This is a genomic window from Methylobacterium sp. WL12, from assembly GCF_008039475.1.
Taxonomy (GTDB): Bacteria; Pseudomonadota; Alphaproteobacteria; order Rhizobiales; family Beijerinckiaceae; genus Methylobacterium; species Methylobacterium cerastii.
In genome coordinates, this window is the sequence record NZ_VRUW01000001.1 from 201,572 (window position 1) to 218,914 (window position 17,343).

22 protein-coding genes are annotated in these 17,343 nt (G+C 71.1%); 14 read left to right on the forward strand and 8 right to left on the reverse strand.

Annotated features, from left to right (window positions below; translation table 11 throughout):
- The first annotated feature begins 90 nt into the window (after positions 1 to 90).
- From rpmI to FV226_RS01000, 7 genes are all read left to right on the forward strand, one after another.
- A complete protein-coding gene (rpmI, locus tag FV226_RS00970) occupies positions 91 to 294 on the forward strand; it encodes a 50S ribosomal protein L35 (RefSeq protein ID WP_018044555.1) in 204 nt (67 codons plus the stop codon).
- Between the two features lie 48 nt (positions 295 to 342).
- Positions 343 to 723: a 50S ribosomal protein L20 gene (gene rplT, locus FV226_RS00975; RefSeq protein WP_147751300.1), complete on the forward strand. Its 381-nt coding sequence runs from the start codon at positions 343 to 345 to the stop codon at positions 721 to 723.
- A 136-nt stretch (positions 724 to 859) separates the two neighbouring features.
- Complete coding sequence (gene pheS / locus FV226_RS00980; RefSeq protein ID WP_147761432.1) at positions 860 to 1,942, forward strand: phenylalanine--tRNA ligase subunit alpha; 1,083 nt, start codon at positions 860 to 862, stop codon at positions 1,940 to 1,942.
- An 18-nt stretch (positions 1,943 to 1,960) separates the two neighbouring features.
- On the forward strand, positions 1,961 to 2,260 hold the full coding sequence (locus FV226_RS00985) for a hypothetical protein (protein ID WP_147761433.1): 300 nt from the start codon (positions 1,961 to 1,963) through the stop codon (positions 2,258 to 2,260).
- On the forward strand, positions 2,257 to 2,745 hold the full coding sequence (locus FV226_RS00990) for a hypothetical protein (protein WP_147761434.1): 489 nt from the start codon (positions 2,257 to 2,259) through the stop codon (positions 2,743 to 2,745). Before FV226_RS00985 ends, FV226_RS00990 begins: the two co-directional genes overlap by 4 nt.
- 20 nt (positions 2,746 to 2,765) lie before the next feature.
- Complete coding sequence (gene pheT / locus FV226_RS00995; RefSeq protein ID WP_147761435.1) at positions 2,766 to 5,183, forward strand: phenylalanine--tRNA ligase subunit beta; 2,418 nt, start codon at positions 2,766 to 2,768, stop codon at positions 5,181 to 5,183.
- Positions 5,184 to 5,211: 28 nt separating this feature from the next.
- Positions 5,212 to 6,105: a DUF1186 domain-containing protein gene (locus FV226_RS01000; RefSeq protein ID WP_147761436.1), complete on the forward strand. Its 894-nt coding sequence runs from the start codon at positions 5,212 to 5,214 to the stop codon at positions 6,103 to 6,105.
- Here FV226_RS01000 and moeB read toward each other — a convergent pair.
- From moeB to FV226_RS01015, 3 genes are all read right to left on the reverse strand, one after another.
- On the reverse strand, positions 6,074 to 6,862 hold the full coding sequence (moeB, locus tag FV226_RS01005; RefSeq protein WP_147761437.1) for a molybdopterin-synthase adenylyltransferase MoeB: 789 nt from the start codon (positions 6,860 to 6,862) through the stop codon (positions 6,074 to 6,076). The two genes, FV226_RS01000 and moeB, sit on opposite strands and share 32 nt — an antisense overlap.
- 148 nt (positions 6,863 to 7,010) lie before the next feature.
- Positions 7,011 to 7,532, reverse strand: coding sequence for a translation initiation factor IF-3 (gene infC, locus FV226_RS01010; protein WP_238270738.1), 522 nt, complete (start codon positions 7,530 to 7,532; stop codon positions 7,011 to 7,013).
- A 267-nt stretch (positions 7,533 to 7,799) separates the two neighbouring features.
- Positions 7,800 to 9,029 (reverse strand): glycosyltransferase family 4 protein, encoded by a 1,230-nt coding sequence (locus tag FV226_RS01015; protein ID WP_147761438.1) that lies wholly within the window; start codon positions 9,027 to 9,029, stop codon positions 7,800 to 7,802.
- 157 nt (positions 9,030 to 9,186) lie between these two features.
- Here FV226_RS01015 and FV226_RS01020 point away from each other — a divergent pair, with 157 nt between their 5' ends.
- Positions 9,187 to 10,008 (forward strand): alpha/beta hydrolase, encoded by an 822-nt coding sequence (locus FV226_RS01020; RefSeq protein WP_147761439.1) that lies wholly within the window; start codon positions 9,187 to 9,189, stop codon positions 10,006 to 10,008.
- Positions 10,009 to 10,067: 59 nt separating this feature from the next.
- Here the strand turns inward: FV226_RS01020 and FV226_RS01025 are convergent, their stop codons facing one another.
- Both FV226_RS01025 and FV226_RS01030 read right to left on the reverse strand, forming a co-directional pair.
- Positions 10,068 to 10,352, reverse strand: a complete 285-nt coding sequence (locus FV226_RS01025) for a DUF1150 domain-containing protein (protein ID WP_147754492.1) — start codon at positions 10,350 to 10,352, stop codon at positions 10,068 to 10,070.
- A gap of 111 nt (positions 10,353 to 10,463) precedes the next feature.
- Positions 10,464 to 10,892: an Hsp20 family protein gene (locus FV226_RS01030; protein ID WP_147754493.1), complete on the reverse strand. Its 429-nt coding sequence runs from the start codon at positions 10,890 to 10,892 to the stop codon at positions 10,464 to 10,466.
- Between the two features lie 590 nt (positions 10,893 to 11,482).
- Between FV226_RS01030 and FV226_RS01035 the strand changes: the two genes are divergently transcribed.
- The 6 genes from FV226_RS01035 to FV226_RS01060 all read left to right on the forward strand — a co-directional run bounded on the left by FV226_RS01035 (position 11,483) and on the right by FV226_RS01060 (position 15,404).
- Complete coding sequence (locus tag FV226_RS01035) at positions 11,483 to 11,989, forward strand: Tat pathway signal protein (RefSeq protein ID WP_238270730.1); 507 nt, start codon at positions 11,483 to 11,485, stop codon at positions 11,987 to 11,989.
- Positions 11,990 to 12,110: 121 nt separating this feature from the next.
- On the forward strand, positions 12,111 to 12,800 hold the full coding sequence (locus FV226_RS01040) for a MotA/TolQ/ExbB proton channel family protein (RefSeq protein WP_147754494.1): 690 nt from the start codon (positions 12,111 to 12,113) through the stop codon (positions 12,798 to 12,800).
- A 111-nt stretch (positions 12,801 to 12,911) separates the two neighbouring features.
- Positions 12,912 to 13,412, forward strand: a complete 501-nt coding sequence (gene tolR / locus FV226_RS01045; protein WP_147761440.1) for a protein TolR — start codon at positions 12,912 to 12,914, stop codon at positions 13,410 to 13,412.
- Positions 13,413 to 13,415: 3 nt separating this feature from the next.
- On the forward strand, positions 13,416 to 14,438 hold the full coding sequence (locus FV226_RS01050; protein WP_147761441.1) for a TonB family protein: 1,023 nt from the start codon (positions 13,416 to 13,418) through the stop codon (positions 14,436 to 14,438).
- A gap of 327 nt (positions 14,439 to 14,765) precedes the next feature.
- Positions 14,766 to 15,137 carry a hypothetical protein gene (locus FV226_RS01055; protein ID WP_147754411.1) on the forward strand — a complete coding sequence of 124 codons (372 nt, stop codon included), beginning with the start codon at positions 14,766 to 14,768 and terminating at the stop codon, positions 15,135 to 15,137.
- Between the two features lie 9 nt (positions 15,138 to 15,146).
- Positions 15,147 to 15,404, forward strand: coding sequence for a BrnA antitoxin family protein (locus FV226_RS01060; protein ID WP_147761442.1), 258 nt, complete (start codon positions 15,147 to 15,149; stop codon positions 15,402 to 15,404).
- A gap of 185 nt (positions 15,405 to 15,589) precedes the next feature.
- Here the strand turns inward: FV226_RS01060 and FV226_RS01065 are convergent, their stop codons facing one another.
- The 3 genes from FV226_RS01065 to FV226_RS01075 are packed head-to-tail and all read right to left on the reverse strand — an operon-like array spanning position 15,590 to position 17,342.
- On the reverse strand, positions 15,590 to 16,054 hold the full coding sequence (locus FV226_RS01065; protein WP_147761443.1) for a YaiI/YqxD family protein: 465 nt from the start codon (positions 16,052 to 16,054) through the stop codon (positions 15,590 to 15,592).
- Positions 16,051 to 16,272, reverse strand: coding sequence for a hypothetical protein (locus FV226_RS01070; protein ID WP_147754414.1), 222 nt, complete (start codon positions 16,270 to 16,272; stop codon positions 16,051 to 16,053). Before FV226_RS01070 ends, FV226_RS01065 begins: the two co-directional genes overlap by 4 nt.
- Entirely contained in the window at positions 16,269 to 17,342 is a 1,074-nt protein-coding gene (locus FV226_RS01075) for an adenylate/guanylate cyclase domain-containing protein (protein WP_147754415.1), read from the reverse strand. The genes FV226_RS01070 and FV226_RS01075 overlap by 4 nt, the downstream gene beginning before the upstream one ends.
- Between the last annotated feature and the right edge of the window lies 1 nt (position 17,343).

The window sequence follows — 17,343 nt, forward strand, 5'->3', positions numbered from 1 at the left end:
GCGGTTCATGCTGCTCCACCAGAAGCATCCATCGAGCGCACCCCTCCGGCCATCGTCGGACGGCAGGGGTTTCGCGCAGCGGAGAGCCAAATGCCCAAGCTGAAGACCAAATCGGGCGCCAAGAAGCGCTTCAAGATCACCGGGACCGGCAAGGTCATGTACGCCCAGGCCGGTAAGCGCCACGGGATGATCAAGCGGACGACGAAGCAGATCCGCAACCTGCGCGGCACCACCACCCTATTCGAGGGCGATGCCGCCAACGTGAAGAAGTACTTCCTGCCCAACAGCCGGTAAGCGCTTCACGACCGCCGAGACTGCTTTTTTCGATCCAGGAGATACAACATGGCCCGCGTCAAACGCGGCGTGACCAGTCACGCCAAGCACAAGAAAGTCCTCAAGGCCGCCCGTGGCTATTACGGCCGGCGCAAGAATACGATCCGCATCGCCAAGCAGGCGGTCGAGAAGGGCATGCAGTATGCCTACCGCGATCGTAAGAACAAGAAGCGTACGTTCCGCGCCCTCTGGATCCAGCGCCTGAACGCCGCCGTCCGCGAGCACGGCCTGACCTATTCGCGCTTCATCGACGGCCTGGCGAAGTCCGGCATCGTCGTCGACCGCAAGGCGCTGTCCGACCTCGCGATCCACGAGCCGGCGAGCTTCGCCGTCGTGGTCGAGAAGGCCAAGGCCGCGCTGCCGGCCGCGCAGCCCGCCAAGGCGGCCTGAGCCCCATCCGAGCGACGAACCGGCGAAAGGCGCGGGGCTCCCTCGGGGGCGCCGCGCCTTCGTCATGTTCGCAGACCCCTTGTCCGCCAGCCCGCGCCGCTGCGCCGGGCGGCGACCCGCACGCGATGGGACCGCGATGACCGATCTCGACACCCTCGAAGGCGACCTGCTTGCCCAGGTCGCGTCCGCAGCCGACGAGGCGTCGCTCGAGGCCGTGCGCGTCGCGGCGCTCGGCAAGAAGGGCAGTGTTTCCGAGCTCTTGAAGACGCTGGGCGCCATGAGCCCCGAGGAGCGCAAGGCGCGCGGCCCCCTGATCAACGGCCTGCGCGACCGGGTGCAGGGCGCGATCGCGCAGCGCCGCGAGGCGCTGGCCGAGGCGGCCCTCGAAACCCGGCTCGCGGCCGAGCGCATCGACGTGACGCTGCCCCTGCGCGAGGCGCCGGAAGCGCGCGGGCGCATCCACCCGATCAGCCAGGTCATCGACGAGATCACCGCGATCTTCGCCGACATGGGGTTCTCGGTCGCCGAAGGCCCGGACATCGAGACCGACGAGCTGAACTTCACCGCGCTGAACTTCCCGCCGGGCCACCCAGCGCGCGAGATGCACGACACCTTCTTCCTCGCGCCCGACGCGGAAGGGAAGCGCAAGGTGCTGCGCACGCACACCTCGCCGGTCCAGATCCGCACCATGCGGGCGCAAAAGCCGCCGATCCGGGTGATCATCCCGGGCCGGACCTACCGGCACGATTCCGACCAGACCCACACGCCGATGTTCCATCAGGTCGAGGGGCTGGTGATCGACAAGGCGGCCAACATCGCCAACCTGAAATGGGTCCTGGAAGAGTTCTGCAAGGCGTTCTTCGAGGTCGACGCCGTGAAGATGCGCTTCCGGCCCTCGTTCTTCCCTTTCACCGAGCCCTCGGCCGAGGTCGACATCCAGTGCTCGCGCAAGGGCGGCGAGATCCGTTTCGGCGAGGGCACGGACTGGCTCGAGATCCTCGGTTGCGGCATGGTGCACCCGAACGTGCTGACCAATTGCGGGCTCGATCCGAACGAGTTCCAGGGCTTCGCCTTCGGCGTCGGCATCGACCGCATCGCCATGCTCAAGTACGGCATGCCGGACCTGCGGCCGTTCTTCGAGGCCGACATCCGCTGGATCGAGCATTACGGCTTCCGCCCGCTCGACGTGCCGAGCTTGATCGGCGGGCTGACGGGGTAAACGTCTCGGGAGGTTTCGATGACCGAGTTCGAGGTCCAGACGATCGCACAGCGCGTCCTCGGCGCGTCGTTGCACGGTGCGGGTTTCGATGCAGCGCACGTCGAGGCACGTCCCAACTCCGCAGGCGAGGATGCGCTCTTCATCACGGTGCGCTTCAAGCCCGGCGCAGGCGTCACGGGCGGCGGCGTGACCGGCGAAGCCATGGTCGCACTCGGGCACGCTCTGGAAGCCGCCGGCGAACACCGTTTCCCGTATCTGATCTACGCGTTCCCTGACGATCCGCCCCCGTATTCGGACGACGTCCAGGCCGCGGAATGAAGCCTCGCCGGATACCAGGGCCCCTCGTCGCCGACCTGATCGCGACGGCCGAACTGCTCGCCGCGAGTCCCGGGCAGCCGACGTTCCGGCAGGCCTGCATGCGGCGTGCCGTGAGCGGCGCGTATGACGCCGTGTTCCACGCCCCGTGCGCGACCTTTTCCGACGCCCTCGTCGGATGGAGCAAGGCGTCGATCCTGGCGCCGATCTATCGCTCGCTCGATCATGGACCCGTTCTCAAGAAGCTGCGAAGCCGGGAAGCCCGACAGATCGACGAGCGGATCGAACGCGTCGCCTTCCTGTTCGGCAGCCTGCAGGAGCAGCGTCATGCCGCCGATTACGCTCCTCCCTCACCCCTTTTCAGCCGAACCCAGACGTTGACGCTCGTTGCGGATGCGCAGGAAGCCGTTTCTCTGTCGAGCGGCCTCGAAGCGCCCAAGCGTCTGCAACTCGCCATCCTTCCGATCGCGCGACAGCGCGCCGCCTGAACCGAAGCGTCTCGAATCCCATGAAATTCACCCTCTCCTGGCTCAAGGACCACCTCGACACCGAGGCGTCCCTCGACGTGATCGCCGAGACGCTCACCCGGATCGGGCTCGAGGTCGAGGGCGTCGAGGACAAGGCCGCCGCGCTCAAGCCCTACGTGATCGCCAAGGTGCTCAGCGCCGAGCCGCATCCCAACGCCGACCGGCTCCGGGTCTGCAGCGTCGACGCCGGGGACGGAAAGCCGCTCCAGGTGGTCTGCGGCGCGCCGAACGCGCGGGCGGGCATGCTGAGCGTGTTCGCGCCGCCCGGCACCTACGTGCCGGGCAAGGACATCACCCTGTCCGTCGGCAACATCCGCGGCGTCGAGAGCCGCGGCATGCTATGCTCGGGGGCCGAACTCGGCTTGGGCGACGACCACGACGGCATCCTCGACTTGGCCCAGGACGCGCCGGTCGGCACGCCCTACGCCCTCTGGGCCGGGCTCGACGACCCGGTCATCGAGATCAACCTGACCCCCAATCGCCCGGATTGCGCCTCGGTGCTCGGGATCGCGCGCGACCTCGCCGCCACCGGAATCGGCGCCCTGAAATCTTCGGCCGAGCCGCAGATCCTGGGCGAAGGCCCCTGCCCCGTCGCGGTGTCGCTCGACGTGCCGGCGGCGAGCGGCCTCGCCCCGCACTTCGCGCTGCGCTTCGTGCGCGGCGTGACCAACGGTGCATCGCCGGACTGGATGCAGGCGCGGCTGCGGGCGATCGGGCTGCGCCCGATCAACGCGCTCGTGGACATCACCAACTACATGACCTTCGACCGCGGCCGGCCGCTGCACGTGTTCGACGCCGCGAAGGTCGCGGGCGACGTCGTCGTCCGGCTCGCCCGCGCCGGCGAGACCCTGAAGGGCCTCGACGGGCGCGACCACGCGCTCGGCGGCGATATGGTCGTCATCGCCGACGACGACGGCGTCGAGTCGGTCGCCGGCATCGTCGGCGGGGCGGCCTCGGGCTGCGACGCCGCGACCACGGACGTGCTGATCGAATCGGCCCTGTGGAATCCGGCCAACATCGCGCAGACCGGCCGGCGCCTCGGCGTCATCACCGACGCCCGCTACCGCTTCGAACGCGGCGTCGACCCGGCCTCGACGCTGACGGGGCTCGACCGGGCGACGCAGCTCGTCCTCGACCTCTGCGGCGGCACGCCGACCGAGGCGACGGTCGCGGGTGCGATGCCCGAGAGCGACCACGCCATCGACTTCCCCTGGTCCGAGGTGCGTCGCCTCGCCGGGCTCGACCTGTCCCGCGCCGAGATGACGGTGACGCTCGAAGCCCTCGGCTTCCGGGTCTCCGGCACCGGCGACCGGGTGAAGGTGGTGCCGCCGTCCTGGCGGCCGGACGTGGAGGGCAACGCCGACCTCGTCGAGGAGATCATCCGCATCGCGGGCCTCGACCGGATCGAGCCGAAGCCGCTGCCGCCGCTGGCGGGGATCACGCGCCCGACGCTGACCCTGATCCAGAAGCGCACCCGCCGCGCCAAGCGCGCGCTGGCAAGCCGCGGCCTGATGGAAGCGGTGACGTGGTCGTTCATCCCGCACGACGACGCGGTGCTGTTCGGCGGCGGCGGCGCCGACCTCGTCCTGGCCAACCCGATCGCGTCGGAGCTCTCCGACATGCGCCCGAGCCTGGTGCCGGGCCTGCTCCGCGCCGCGCAACGCAACGCCGACCGCGGCTATCCCGACGCGGCCCTGTTCGAGGTCGGGCAGTGCTTCGCCGACGACGCGCCGGAGGGTCAGACCATCCGCGCCGCGGCCGTGCGGCGGGGGTCGGCGAACCTCGCCGGCGGCGGTCGGCACTGGGAGGGCACAGCGCCGACCGTGGACGCCTTCCAGGCCAAGGCCGACGCGCTGGCGATGCTCGCGGCGTTGGGCGTGCCGACCGGCGGCCTCCAGGTCGTGGCCGCCGGCGCCGACTGGCTGCATCCCGGCCGCTCGGGCACGCTCCAGTTCGGCCCGAAGAACCAGGTCGGCCACTTCGGCGAGGTGCACCCCCGGGTGATGAAGGCGCTCGACCTGAAGGGCACGCTGGTGGCCTTCGAGATCGTGCTCGACGCGATCCCGGCGCCGAAGCAGAAGCCGACCAAGACCAAGGGCGCCGCGATGCTCTCGGACTTCCAGCCGGTGTCGCGCGACTTCGCCTTCGTGGTCGGCCGCGACGTCGCCGCCGGCGAGATCGTCAAGGCGGCGGCGGGCGCGGAGCGCAAGCTCGTCGCCGGCGTCGAGGTGTTCGACGTGTATGAAGGCGCCGGCGTGCCCGAAGGCTCGAAGTCGGTGGCGATCGCGGTGCGGTTGCAGCCGGTGGAGCGGACGCTGACCGACGCGGAGATCGAGGCCGCGAGCGCCCGGATCGTCGCCGAGGTCGGCCGCAAGACCGGCGCGACCTTGCGCGGCTGATCCCACCCCAACCGAGGCGACCCCGATCATGACCGACGCCGAATCCCTGTGTCAGGCGCTGTCCCTGGCCGAGACCCTGCCCGAGCCGCTGCTGCGGCGCGCGCTCGCAGAGCCGGACCTCGTCGCCGGCGAGACCCTGCGCCTGCTCTCCGAGGCGGGCGCCGGCGCGGAGCTGACGCCCGAGCAGGAGAACCTGCTGTTCTGGGGTGTGCACGTGCTGGCCCACGCCCGCGACGCGCGGCTGCTCGAACCGCTCCTGCGCTTCCTCAAGCAGGACGAGGAGACCGTCGACGCGATCCTGGGCGACGCCGTCACCACGACGCTCGCGCGGATGGTGGCGAGCCTGTTCGACGGCCGGACCGACCCGCTCTTCGCGCTCGTCCTCGACAGCACCGTCGACGACGCCGTGCGCCAGGCCCTGCTCGGCGCCTGCGTCTACCTCACGATCGAGGGCCGGATCGACCGCGGCGCCATGCGCGACCTGCTGGTCCGCTTCGACGACGCGAAGGCGGCCGTCGAGGACGGCATGGGCTGGATCGGCTGGGAGGAGGCGATCGCCTTCCTCGGCTTGCGCGAGCTCGCCCCGCGGGCCGAGGCGGCGCGGCGCGACAAGCGCATCACCGACGAATTCAGCGACGCCGCGTGGTTCAAGGAGACCCTGCGCGAGGCCGAGCGCAAGCCGGACGACCGCGAGCGCCTCGACCCGTGGAACCATGGCTACTTGGACGACCCGATCACTCAGCTCGCCTGGACCCGCGAGGGCTACGGCATGCCGGCGGTCAACCCGTTCAAGGATGTCGGGCGCAACGATCCGTGCCCGTGCGGCAGCGGCAAGAAGTTCAAGAAGTGCTGCCTCGGCAAGGCGGACCAGCGGGACATGAGCGAGATCGTCAGCCTTCTCGGGAAGATCCCGAACCGCTGAGCGGGTTCGCCTCGTCAAAGGCGTAGCCCAGGGTCTCGAACCGCATCGCGCGGGCGTCGACCATCAGCAGGCGGCCGACCAGCGGTTCGCCGAAATCCGTCACGGCGCGGATCACCTCCATCGCCATCAACGAGCCCATCACGCCGGCGAGCGCCCCGAGCACCCCGGCCTCGGCGCAGGGCGGGACGGTTCCGGGCGGCGGCGGGTTCGGAAAGAGGCAGCGATAGGTCGGGTTCGGGCGGCCGTCCGGCCCGGTCTCGTGGGCGCGGATCGTGGTGAGCGTGCCGTCGAAACGGCCGAGCGCGGCGGTGACGAGGGGCCGGCGCGCTCGGTAGCAGGCATCCGAGACCGCGTACCGCGTGGCGAAGTTGTCCGAGCCGTCGGCGACCACGTCGTAGTCGGCGGCCAGCGCCTCGGCCGACGCGGCGTCGATCCGAATCGGATGCGCGACCACCGCGACGTGCGGGTTGAGGCGGGCGACGGCGTCAGCCGCGCTCTCGACCTTCGGCCGCCCGACGTCCGGCGTGCCGTGGATGATCTGGCGCTGCAGGTTGGAGAGCGACACCGTGTCGTCGTCGACGATGCCGATCGTGCCGATGCCGGTGGCGGCGAGATATTGGATCAGCGGCGCGCCGAGCCCGCCGGCGCCGACCACCAGCACCCGCGCCGCCTTCAGCCGGCCCTGCCCCGGGCCGCCGATCTCCGGCAGCACCAGGTGGCGGGCGTAGCGTTCGATCTCGTCGGGGTTCAGGGCCATCCCGTGCAGATAGGCCGGGGGCCGGATCGGCGAAAGCCTGGATCCACGGAATGCACGGCCCCGGAAACGCAGGGTAGGTTCGCACAAGAAAAGCGCCGCCTCGCTGAGCGAGACGGCGCTTCGGAATCTCGTGACGCGCGCGAACGGATCAGCGCGGCGCCAGGATCATGATCATCTGGCGGCCTTCGAGCATCGGCTCGCTTTCCACCTTGGCGATCTCGGCGGTCTCGGTCTTCACCCGCTCGAGCAGGCGCAGGCCGATGTCCTGGTGCGCCATCTCACGACCGCGGAAGCGCAGGGTCACCTTGACCTTGTCGCCCTCCTCGAAGAAGCGCTGCACCGACTTCATCTTGGTGTCGTAGTCGTGCTTGTCGATGCCGGGACGGAGCTTGATCTCCTTGACCTCGACCGTCTTCTGCCGCTTGCGGGCCTCGTTCTGCTTCTTCTGTTCGTTGAAGCGGAAGCGGCCGTAATCGAGCAGCTTGCAGACGGGAGGGACGGAGTTCGGCGCGATCTCGACGAGGTCGAGGCCGGCCTCTTCGGCTAGCGCCAAGGCGTCGAAGAAGGCGACGACGCCCCGGTTCAGGCCGGTGTCGTCGATGAGCTGCACGTCGCGCACGCCGCGGATGTCCCGGTTGGCGCGAGGCCCGTCCTTCTGCGGGGCCGGCATGGCTCTCATGGGTCTACGAATGGCGGTGTTCTCCTGATGCAACGACGAAACGGCGGCCGCTGGCATCCCGTTCCGGGCTACCCTGACCACCGATCGCTCCGGCCTATCCCGGACAGCTTACCTTGGCCGAACCGTGCGGCAAGTCAACACATGTCGGGGATCGACTCGACACGATGCCGACTTCCGCGACGCGAAAGCCTTTCGTGTGATGTGAAGGTCCGGGGCAAAAAGACAAGCCCCCCAGCAGAACTTCCCGTCGGCGCGCGGTCACGCCGGCCCCGCTCGGCCGAGCAACCCGGCGTAGATCGCCAGCGTGTCGTCGACCATGCGCGCGAGGGAGAAGTTGGCCTCGACATGCGCGCGTTCGCGCCGCGCCAGCGCGTCGCGGGCGCTGGCGCCGAGCGAGAGCGCTTCGGCCAGCGCGCCCGCGAGCGCCGCCGCGTCGCCGGCGGGCACGCGCCAGCCGGTGCGCTGCCCGGCCGGAACCTCGGGGGGGCTGAGGACGGTCTCGGGGACCGCGCCGAGGTCGGACACCACCACCGGCGTGCCCAGCGCCTGGGCCTCGACCGCCGAGCGGCCGAACGCCTCGGGCTCCACCGACGGCACCGCGACGACGGAGGCCGCCCGGAAGGCCGCCGGCATGTCTGTGCAATGCCCGACCCGCCGGACCACGCCTTCGAGCCCGCGCGCCGCGACCAGCGCGTCGAGCTCGCGCTCGTAGGCGACGCGGCCCTGGGGGTCGCCCGCGAGCACGATGGCGAAGTCGCCGACCCCTTGCGCCTTGAGCAGCGCCGCCGCCTCGATCAGGATGCGCTGACCCTTCCAGGCGGTGAGACGCGCCGCCAGCAGCACGACCCGCTCGTGCGGCGCGACGCCCCAGCTCCGGCGCAACGCCTCGACGCGGGCGGCGCCGACCGCCACGGGGGTGAAGGCGGAGAGGTCCGTGCCGCGGTGGATCACCTGCACGCGGTCGCCCGCCTGCTCGGCATGCAGGCGCCGGATCAGGTCGGCGGTGTAGTGCGAGTTGGCGATCACCACGTCGCCGCGCGCCATCACCGAGTTGTAGAGCACCTTCACGCCCGTCCGGCCGGAATAGCTGCCGTGATAGGTGGTGACGAAGGGCAGCTTCAGCCGCCGCGCGGCGCCGAGCGCGACCCAGGCCGGGGCGCGGGAGCGGGCGTGGATGATCTGCACCCCCTCGCGCCGGCACAGGCGGGCCAGCCGGCCGACGTTGAGCGCCATCTGGAGCGGGTTCTTCGAGGCGGCGGGAAACGGCAGGCAGATGCCGCCCTTGGCCTGCAGCTCGCCGACGAGTCGGCCGCCTTCCGTGGCGACCAGCGCGCGCGCGCCGGCCGCGGCGAGGCCGGCTGCGATGTCGACGGTGGTGCGCTCGGCGCCACCCGCATCGAGCTCGGGAATGATCTGGAGGACGCAGGCGCCGGCCAGCGGCGCGGCGTCGCCGGGAAATCCGACCGCCGGCCGGTGATCCTCCGTCATGAGGGATCGCGCGGCGAGAGGGCGCAGGCGGGCCGCGGCCGCAGGGAAGCGTTCATTGTCATAGGATCACGGGTACGCTTTACGGTCTGGTAAACGGCGGCTGAAGACGCGGCGTTCAGGTCGGGAACGCAGGCCTCGACGAAGGCGGGAGAACGGGATGCGGGACGGCACGACGCTGGAGCACGTCACGGTAGGCGAAGGGGCGGACGCACGTCGGATCGCGGTGCGGGTGCGCGACGGCGTCGGCCCGGCGATCGTCTGGCTCGGAGGCTTCCACTCCGACATGGGCGCCACCAAGGCGATGGCGGTCGACGCCTTCGCCGCCGCCGAGGGGCGGCTTTTCGTGCGGTTCGACTATTCCGGCCACGGCGAGTCGGAGGGCGCGTTCGCGGCCTGCACGATCTCGACCTGGCTCGAAGACGCGGAAGCCGTGCTCGCCGCGCACGCACCGGAGGCGCCGGTGCTGATCGGCTCGTCGATGGGCGGCTGGATCGCCTGCCTGGCGGCGCGCAACTGCGCGGCGCGCGGCGAGCCGGCGCCGACCGGCCTCGTGCTGATCGCGCCGGCCCTCGACTTCACCGAGGACCTGATGTGGGACAAATTCTCGCCCGAAATCCGCAGGACGCTGGAACAGGACGGCGTCTGGCTGCGCCAGAGCGCCTACGCTCCGGAGCCCGACGCGATCAGCATGGCGCTGATCGAGGATGGCCGGCGCAACCGCCTTTTGACCGGTCCGCTCGACCTCGGCTGCCCGGTCCACATCCTTCAGGGGATGAACGACCCGGACGTGCCGCACCCGCATGCCTTTCGCATCCTCGAAAGGCTGCCGGCGGCGGGCACGGTTCTCACGCTGATCGCCGACGGCGACCACCGCCTGTCGCGGCCGCAGGACGTCGCGCGGCTGCTCTCGGCGGTGGCGGAGATGGCGACGCCCGCTAGAGCATTTTCCATGATCTCCGGATCACGGAAAATGCTCTAACTGACTGTGTAGTCGTATTTTCTTCACGCGAGCCGGCATCCACCTCGCTTGAAAATGCTCTAGTGCAGGCTGACCGGGTAGAGGTCGTGCTCGGCGGCGTTGGCGAGGATCACCTCGCGCGAATCCGCGAGCAGGATCGGGGCGCCGCTCGCCGACAGCAGGGCGAACAGGTCGAGCCCGGGGGTGAGCTGCGGCGCCTGCGGGAAAAGGCGCATCACCTCGTCGGACCGGATCGAGCGGACGTAGGCGATGTGGCCTTCGCCGAGCGCCGCGAGGTCGGCGGCGTTGAACTCGGCCGGGTCGAGGTCGGCGGCCGTCAGCGGGGAGGTGGTGAGGTCGGTCATGTCGTGCCCTCCTTTCGAGGCAGAGCAAACAGCCCGGAAACGATCCCGTCTTGATCGAACCGATCCGGCGATCGTGGGCCTGAATCGAATGTGGGGTGTTTCGCCGGCGGATCAATCGCGCTCGAGGATGGCGATGCGGCGCACCACCCGCTCGGGCTCGGGACGGGCGAGGTCGATCGAGAGCAGGCCGTTCGACAGGTCGGCACCCAGCACCTCCATCCCGTCGGCCAGCAGGAACGCCCGCTGGAACTGGCGCGCCGCGATGCCGCGGTGGAGGAACAGCCGCTCCTTGTCGTCGACCTGACGCCCGCGGACGACGAGCTGGTTCTCCTCCAGCATCACGTCGAGCTGGTCGCGGGTGAAGCCGGCCACCGCCAGGGTGATGCGGAGGCGGTCCGGCTCCTGGTCGGTGCGGACGAGGCGCTCGATGTTGTAGGGCGGGTAGCCGTCGTTGGCGGCCTTCGAGACCCGGTCCAGCGCCTGCTCGATCTCGTCGAATCCGAGCAGGAACGGGTGTCCGAACGGGGATGGACGGGTCATCGGCAACGCCCCTGTGGAGGCCCCGTGACCGGAATGCCGGCGGGCACCTCGTTGCGGGGCCCGCAAGCGGCACCCCTTCCGGACCATCGATCCGGCCCGGAACGATATGGTCGAGCATGCCCGCCCCATCAAGAGAGCCGCCGGCCGCGATCCCACCAGGCGGCCGGGCAGATCCGGCAAGGCAGGCCGGGACCATTCGGCAAGGATGCACGCCGCAACGCGAGATGTATTCGTAACAGTTTGGAACGGCTCTGATTTTCAGCGCCGCTCTTGATCCTTGCCCTGCACCTCGGATACTTCCGCCGCGCAGGCACATTGCATTCCGCTCTTGCGGGAGATCGCGCCGGGGCGCGCATCTTCGCGAGGCCGGACGACCGCATCGCCCCTTTCCAGACACGCGCCGAGGCCGTGGTCCGAGGGAGGGTCCGAGACGGCGATGCGATGGCGCCGGTCCTCTCGGCCGCCCGCTTCGCGGCCGCGGCCGTCCGCTTCGTGCCTCGCGAACCGGATGGACCCGGCGGCAGACGAATTCGACACGGCGCGGGGCGCCGGACGGGCCGCCCGCGGAGCGGAGGATGGGAAGCGTTTCGATGGCTCAACAGATGCTCGGGCGAGGCGTCCCGCTTAACCGGCTCCGCATCAGGCGGCTCGCCCTGGACACCGCCGCCTGCGTGGGGCTCTCCCTCGTGCTCGCGTCCTCGCTCGCCGTGTCCGCGATGGCGCAGGATGCGCCGGCCGGCGAGAAGGCCGCGCCGCTCAAGCTTCAGCTCAACCGGCTCGAATCCGTCGAGGATTCCTGCCGGGCCACGATCGTCGTCGACAACAGCCGCGGGGCTGCGCTGAAGTCGTACAAGCTCGACCTGTTCGCCTTCGACACCGACGGGATCGTGCAGAAGCGGGTCGCGGCCGAGCTCGGGCCGATCCCGGCCCGCAAGACCACCGTCAAGATCTTCAACTTCCCCGGGATCGCCTGCCCGAAGCTGAGCCGGGTGCTGCTCAGCGACGTGCTCGCCTGCGAGGGCGGCGACGCGACCCGCGAAGCCTGCCTCGAACGCACCGAGACCGAGACCAAGGCGAACATTCCGTTCGACCGCTGAGCCGAGCCGGCCCGGCGCGCGACGCCGGCCGCCCCTGAGAACCGATACCGGCCGGCGGCCCAGAGCCGCCGGGCGGCCCGCGGCCGTCGCCGCACCCGAACGACCTTGCAAGGAACTCGCAATGGATCCGACCTCCGCCCCGATCGACGCCGGTCACGACTTCTCGTTCGTGGGCCTGTTCCTGCAGGCCGACCCGATCGTGAAGGGGGTGATGATCCTGCTGGTGGTCGCCTCGCTCGCCTGCTGGACCGTGGTGTTCGAGAAGGTCGTCCGCCTCGCCGCCGCGCGGCGCCAGGCCAAGGCGTTCGACGCGCTGGTGCGCTCGGGCGGCAGCCTGGAGACGGGGATGCCGGGCATCGCCGGCCACGTGGTGAAGGCGGCTCTGGACGCCTGGCGCGACCAGGACGCCTCGGAGACCCGCGCCGAGCGGCGCGACCGGATCGAGCGCGCCATGCGCGGCGCGTTGACCCTCGAGGTCAAGCGCCTTCAGAACGGCCTGGCGCTGCTGGCGACGTCGGGGTCCACGGCGCCCTTCGTCGGCCTGTTCGGCACGGTCTGGGGCATCATGAACTCGTTCTCGTCCATCGCCCGCAGCCAGGACACCTCGCTCGCCGTGGTGGCGCCGGGCATCGCCGAGGCGCTGTTCGCCACGGCGATCGGCCTCGTCGTCGCGATCCCGGCGGTGATGGCCTACAACAAGCTCGCCAACGACGTCGGGCGGATCCAGAGCACCTTCGTCTCCGGCATCGGCCTGCTCGGCAACCGCCTCGCCCGCGACCGCGGCGTCCAGCACCGCGCCGCCGCCGAATAGCCGCGCGACCATCCGAGACCCGCGATCCCGGCCCGCTCAGGCGGCCGGGCCTTCCATTCCCGACGCGGCCGCCCCTTGGGGGCCCGAGCCGCCGACCCCGGAGGACGCCGCATGGCGATGGGTTCGATCCGCGCGAGCGGTTCCGACGACGACGACCTCGACACCGCTCCGATGTCGGAGATCAACGTCACGCCGATGGTGGACGTCATGCTGGTGCTGCTGATCATCTTCATGGTCGCGGCGCCGTTGATGACCACCGGCGTGCCGGTGCAGCTCCCGAAGACCGCAGCCGCCAAGGTCGCGCAGTCGCAGAAGCCGGTCGAGGTGACGATCGACAAGGACGGCAAGCCCTCGATCGCCAAGGAGGTCTTCACCAACGAGACGCTGGTGCCGCGCCTGCGCGCCATGGCGGCCGAGAACAAGGACCAGGTGATGCTGGTCCGCGGCGACAAGGACGTGGCCTACGGCAAGATCATGGAGGTCATGGGCCTCGTCGGCCAGGCCGGCTTCACCAAGGTGTCGCTGATCGCGCAGTCTCCGGGCGGACCTGCTCCGGGCGGACCGGCTCCGGGCGCCCCCGCCGCCGCGCCGGCGAACGGGGCGGCGCGGTAAGCCATGTCCGCCATCGTCGACACCGGGCCGGACTCCCGCTCGTCGGGGCTCGTTCCCGCCTTCCTCGTCGCGCTCGCCCTGCATCTGGCCGCGCTGGCGGGCCTCGCCCTGTTCAAGCTGACGCCGCCGACGCCCCCCGGCGAGCAGCAGATCTCGATCGACCTCGCGCCGCTGATGACCGACGCGGACACGCAGGCGCCGAGCGAGACCCAGGCGAGCGAGGCCGCCCCGCCCGAGACCAAGCCCGTGGACGAGCCCGCCGAGGCGGAGCCGACCAAGCCGCCGCCGGACGCCGCCGAGGCCAAGCCCGACGAGGCGGTGGTCGCGCCCCCGCCGCCGGCCACCGTCGCGGAGGTGCCGCCCGACGCCGTCCCGGTCGAGCCGGAGAGCCAGGTCATCACCTCGCAGGCCGAGCAGGCCGAGCCGCTGGCGCCCCCGCCGCCGGTGGTCGCGCAGGCCCCCGAGCCCGCAAAGCCGGCCGAGCCGGAGAAGCCGAAGGTCGACCTCGCCAAGCTCAAGGCCGAGCGCGAGGCGAAGATCCGGGCGCAGAAGCGCCAGGAGCAGATCGAGGAGGCGCGCCGCGAGGCGATCGAGGAGCGCAAGGAGGCGATCCGCGAGGCCAAGGCGAAGGCCGCGCGCGAGGCGAAGGCCAAGCAGGCCCAGGCCCGCGCGGGCGCCGAGACCCGAAGCTCCGCTTCGTCCTCGCGCGAGAACGCGGCAGGCCGGGCCTCGGCCGGGAGCGATCCGAGCGCGATGCGCCAGTGGACCGGCGCGATCAGCTCGGCGATCCACGGCCGGATGAACCCGGGCGCGGCGGCCGGCACCGCCGGCGGCACGGCGATGGTGCGCTTCACCGTGCTGCGCTCCGGACAGGTCACGAGCGCCGGCCTCGCGCGCAGCAGCGGCGTCGGCCAGATCGACAGCGCGGCGTTGGGCGCCGTGCGCGGCAGCCTGCCGGCCGCGCCCCCCGGCGTGACCCAGTCGAGCCTGTCGGTGACGATCCCGCTCAACTATCGCGTGCGTTGAACAGAGGAAAACGCCGCCGGCGCAAGGTGCCGGCGGGTCTGACGGGCGGCTTCGACGACGCCCGAGGCTACGACGGCACGGGAAAAGTCGCCGTGACTTGCCGTCCGTGCCGCCGCGGCATTCGCCATCGGGGCGCCCGACATGCTACACCACCTTGAGTTCCGCACGCCGCGACGGGTTCGCGGCGGACCGGCGGAGACGATGCGAACCGGCCGCCCACCTGTCCTCGGGTCGCGCCGAACCCGCCCATTCCGACGACCGGGAGCGCTCCCTTCGCACGTGGAGCGCCCTTGGCGCGACGGCACCGGCAGGGACGAAAGGAATACGATGAGCGACGAGATCGATACCGGCGCGGACACCGAGGACGAAGTCCGCACTCCGGAAGAGGAAGCCAAGCACAAGGCCGAGGAGCGGGCCGAACGCGCGGAGCGGGCCGAGCGCATGCAGCGCGAGGGCGCCCAGGCCATGGCCGAGCACATCGCCTCGATCAAGGCCGTCGACGAGCGCACCGTGCGCCTGCGGGCGTTGCGCCTCGCCAAGGAGGCCTCCGACGCGCAGGCGAAGGCCGCCGAGGTCAAGCCGCTGACGAAGGCCGCCGCCGCCAAAGCCGCCAAAGCCGCTGAGAAGGCGGCCGAGAAGGCCGGCGCCGAGAAGGCCGCCCCGAAGAAGAGCGCGGCCAAAGCCGCCAAGAAGGCCTGAGGCGCGACCATGGCCTTCGACCGGACACGCCGCATCACCGATCCGCGCCAGGCGGCCGAGGCCGCCTTCAAGGCGGCGACCACCGCCAAGCCGGCCCCGGCGCCCGCGGCGGCGGCGCCGGCACCGCGCCAGCCACAGGCCGCCCCGGGTGCGCGCGAGTCGGTGACGTTGCGCATCGACAGCGCCGTGCTGGCGCACTTCCAGAAGGACGGCCCGGGCTGGCAGGACCGCATCAACGACGCCCTCAAGGCGATCGCCTCGGCCTGAAACACGCCGGATCATCGGATTTTCGGTTGATCGGCTCGGTGAGTACGGCGCCCGTTTTCCCGGACGGGTGAGGCGTCAGCGGAATGCGATCCGGGACCCAGCTCGGGACGTCGCGAAGCGTCGAAACCCTTGCGCCGTACATGTCGAGCCGCCGACGCGGCCCCTTTATGGTGCTGGGTCCCGGATCAGGCGGTGCCGCGCCGGATGCGGTTCACCGCTCGGTCGAGGGCGCCGAGGAACGCCGAGCGGTCGCGCGCCGAGAACGGGCGCGGCCCGCCGGTGATCGTGCCGGCCTCGCGCAGGTCCTGCATCAGGTTGCGCGTGGCGAGCGCCATGCCGATCGCCGATTCCGAGAACGGCTTGCCGTTCGGGCCGATCACCGTCGCGCCCGCCTTCACGCAGCGGCTGGCCAGCGGCACGTCGGCCGTGACGACGACGCTGCCCGGCCCAGCCCGCTCGGCGATCCAGTCGTCGGCCGCATCCATCGCGTCGCCGACGACGACGCGCTCGATCCAGGGTTCGCGCGGCACGTTCAGGAAGCTGTTGGCCACGACGTAGACGTGCAGCCCGTAGCGGGCGGCGACGCGGTAGGTCTCGTCCTTCACCGGGCAGGCGTCGGCGTCGACGTAGATCGCGATCGGGCCGGTCACGACGAACGTTTCCCCGCAGCCGCTTTCGGCGTCCGCGGCTTCGGCACGAGGCGGGCGGAGAACCCGGCCGCCATCAGCAGCACGCCGAGCGCGAACTGCGCCCTCGAAATCTCGCCGCCGATCGACAGGACGATGGCGCGGCCGACGACGAGGATGCCCAGAAGCGGCAGGCCGAAGCGCAGCGCCATCCGCAGGCCGGTGAGCCAGGGTGCGCTCATCGCGCGATCCGAAGCGCCGGGCGCTCCGTCTCGATAGGCTGCGGCATCTCGGGGGCGGCCCGCTCCAGGGTCGCGACGGAGAGCGGCTGGCCGCGCCCGCGCAGGGCGTGCGCCCCGAGCGACCGCGCCGCGATGCCCGCCGGCAAGGCGTCGAGGCGGTCGAGCAGGTCCTGCGAGATCAGCATGTTCACGCCCAGCGGCCGGCACAGGGCCTCGATCCGCGAGGTGACGTTCACCGCGTCGCCGAAATAGGCGATCTTGTGCCGATCGACGCCGACTTCCGCCGTCACCACCGAGCCGCCGTGCAGGGCCGCGCGCAGGCGCGGCACGGTGCCGAACCGCGTGGTCCAGGCGGCGGCGTCCGCCTCGATCCGGTCGAGCACGTCGAAGACGCAGGCGACGCAGCGCGCGTCCTTGAGGCCGCGGGCCATCGGCCAGGTGATCATGGCGAGGTCGCCGATGTAGTCGTCGGTGGAGCCGGCATTGCGCCGCACCGGCTCGGCCAGCGTGGCGAAGATCGCGCCGAGATATTCCTGCGCCCGCAGGTCGCCGTGCGTCTCGGCGAAGGCGGTGGAGCCGACCACGTCGAGGAACAGGAAGATCCGCTCCTCGCGCACCGGCTTGTGATAGCGCCCGACGAGGAAGTTCACGAACACCTCGCCGCCGATGAGGTCGCGCATCCGCACGACGAAGACGAGGAGCGCCGAGACCGCGAGCGAATAGGCCAGCACCCGCGGGGTGATCCGCACCGCGGAGGACAGCGTGTCGTCGGTGAGGCCGAGCGCCCAGACCACCGAGCCGCCGAGCGCGCAACCGAGCGCGATCATCAGCACGTAGAGCAGTTCGGCAGAGGGCACGTACAGCATCGCCGGCAGGCGGCGCAGGCGCGTCTGCAGGCCGGAGAGGATCAGGCCCCGGTCGAAGGCCAGCACCGTCACGCCGACGGCGAGGCCGTAGATCGTGCCGGCCGCGAGCGAGGTGCCGCCGACGAACAGCAGGTTGTAGAGGAGGCCCGCCCCGCCGGATGCGACGACGATGAGAGCCCAGAACCAGCGATGCTGCGGGAGCATT

Coding starts and splice junctions, on each gene's coding strand:
- FV226_RS00990 (WP_147761434.1), top strand. CDS start 2,257: ATGAAGCCTCGCCGGATACCAGGGCCCCTCGTCGCCGACCTGATCGCG.
- FV226_RS00985 (WP_147761433.1), top strand. CDS start 1,961: ATGACCGAGTTCGAGGTCCAGACGATCGCACAGCGCGTCCTCGGCGCG.
- FV226_RS01000 (WP_147761436.1), top strand. CDS start 5,212: ATGACCGACGCCGAATCCCTGTGTCAGGCGCTGTCCCTGGCCGAGACC.
- FV226_RS01015 (WP_147761438.1), bottom strand. CDS start 9,029: ATGACGGAGGATCACCGGCCGGCGGTCGGATTTCCCGGCGACGCCGCG.
- infC (WP_238270738.1), bottom strand. CDS start 7,532: ATGCCGGCCCCGCAGAAGGACGGGCCTCGCGCCAACCGGGACATCCGC.
- FV226_RS01035 (WP_238270730.1), top strand. CDS start 11,483: ATGGCTCAACAGATGCTCGGGCGAGGCGTCCCGCTTAACCGGCTCCGC.
- pheT (WP_147761435.1), top strand. CDS start 2,766: ATGAAATTCACCCTCTCCTGGCTCAAGGACCACCTCGACACCGAGGCG.
- FV226_RS01060 (WP_147761442.1), top strand. CDS start 15,147: ATGGCCTTCGACCGGACACGCCGCATCACCGATCCGCGCCAGGCGGCC.
- FV226_RS01070 (WP_147754414.1), bottom strand. CDS start 16,272: ATGAGCGCACCCTGGCTCACCGGCCTGCGGATGGCGCTGCGCTTCGGC.
- pheS (WP_147761432.1), top strand. CDS start 860: ATGACCGATCTCGACACCCTCGAAGGCGACCTGCTTGCCCAGGTCGCG.
- moeB (WP_147761437.1), bottom strand. CDS start 6,862: ATGGCCCTGAACCCCGACGAGATCGAACGCTACGCCCGCCACCTGGTG.
- FV226_RS01050 (WP_147761441.1), top strand. CDS start 13,416: ATGTCCGCCATCGTCGACACCGGGCCGGACTCCCGCTCGTCGGGGCTC.
- rpmI (WP_018044555.1), top strand. CDS start 91: ATGCCCAAGCTGAAGACCAAATCGGGCGCCAAGAAGCGCTTCAAGATC.
- FV226_RS01020 (WP_147761439.1), top strand. CDS start 9,187: ATGCGGGACGGCACGACGCTGGAGCACGTCACGGTAGGCGAAGGGGCG.
- tolR (WP_147761440.1), top strand. CDS start 12,912: ATGGCGATGGGTTCGATCCGCGCGAGCGGTTCCGACGACGACGACCTC.
- FV226_RS01075 (WP_147754415.1), bottom strand. CDS start 17,342: ATGCTCCCGCAGCATCGCTGGTTCTGGGCTCTCATCGTCGTCGCATCC.
- FV226_RS01055 (WP_147754411.1), top strand. CDS start 14,766: ATGAGCGACGAGATCGATACCGGCGCGGACACCGAGGACGAAGTCCGC.
- FV226_RS01040 (WP_147754494.1), top strand. CDS start 12,111: ATGGATCCGACCTCCGCCCCGATCGACGCCGGTCACGACTTCTCGTTC.
- FV226_RS01025 (WP_147754492.1), bottom strand. CDS start 10,352: ATGACCGACCTCACCACCTCCCCGCTGACGGCCGCCGACCTCGACCCG.
- rplT (WP_147751300.1), top strand. CDS start 343: ATGGCCCGCGTCAAACGCGGCGTGACCAGTCACGCCAAGCACAAGAAA.
- FV226_RS01030 (WP_147754493.1), bottom strand. CDS start 10,892: ATGACCCGTCCATCCCCGTTCGGACACCCGTTCCTGCTCGGATTCGAC.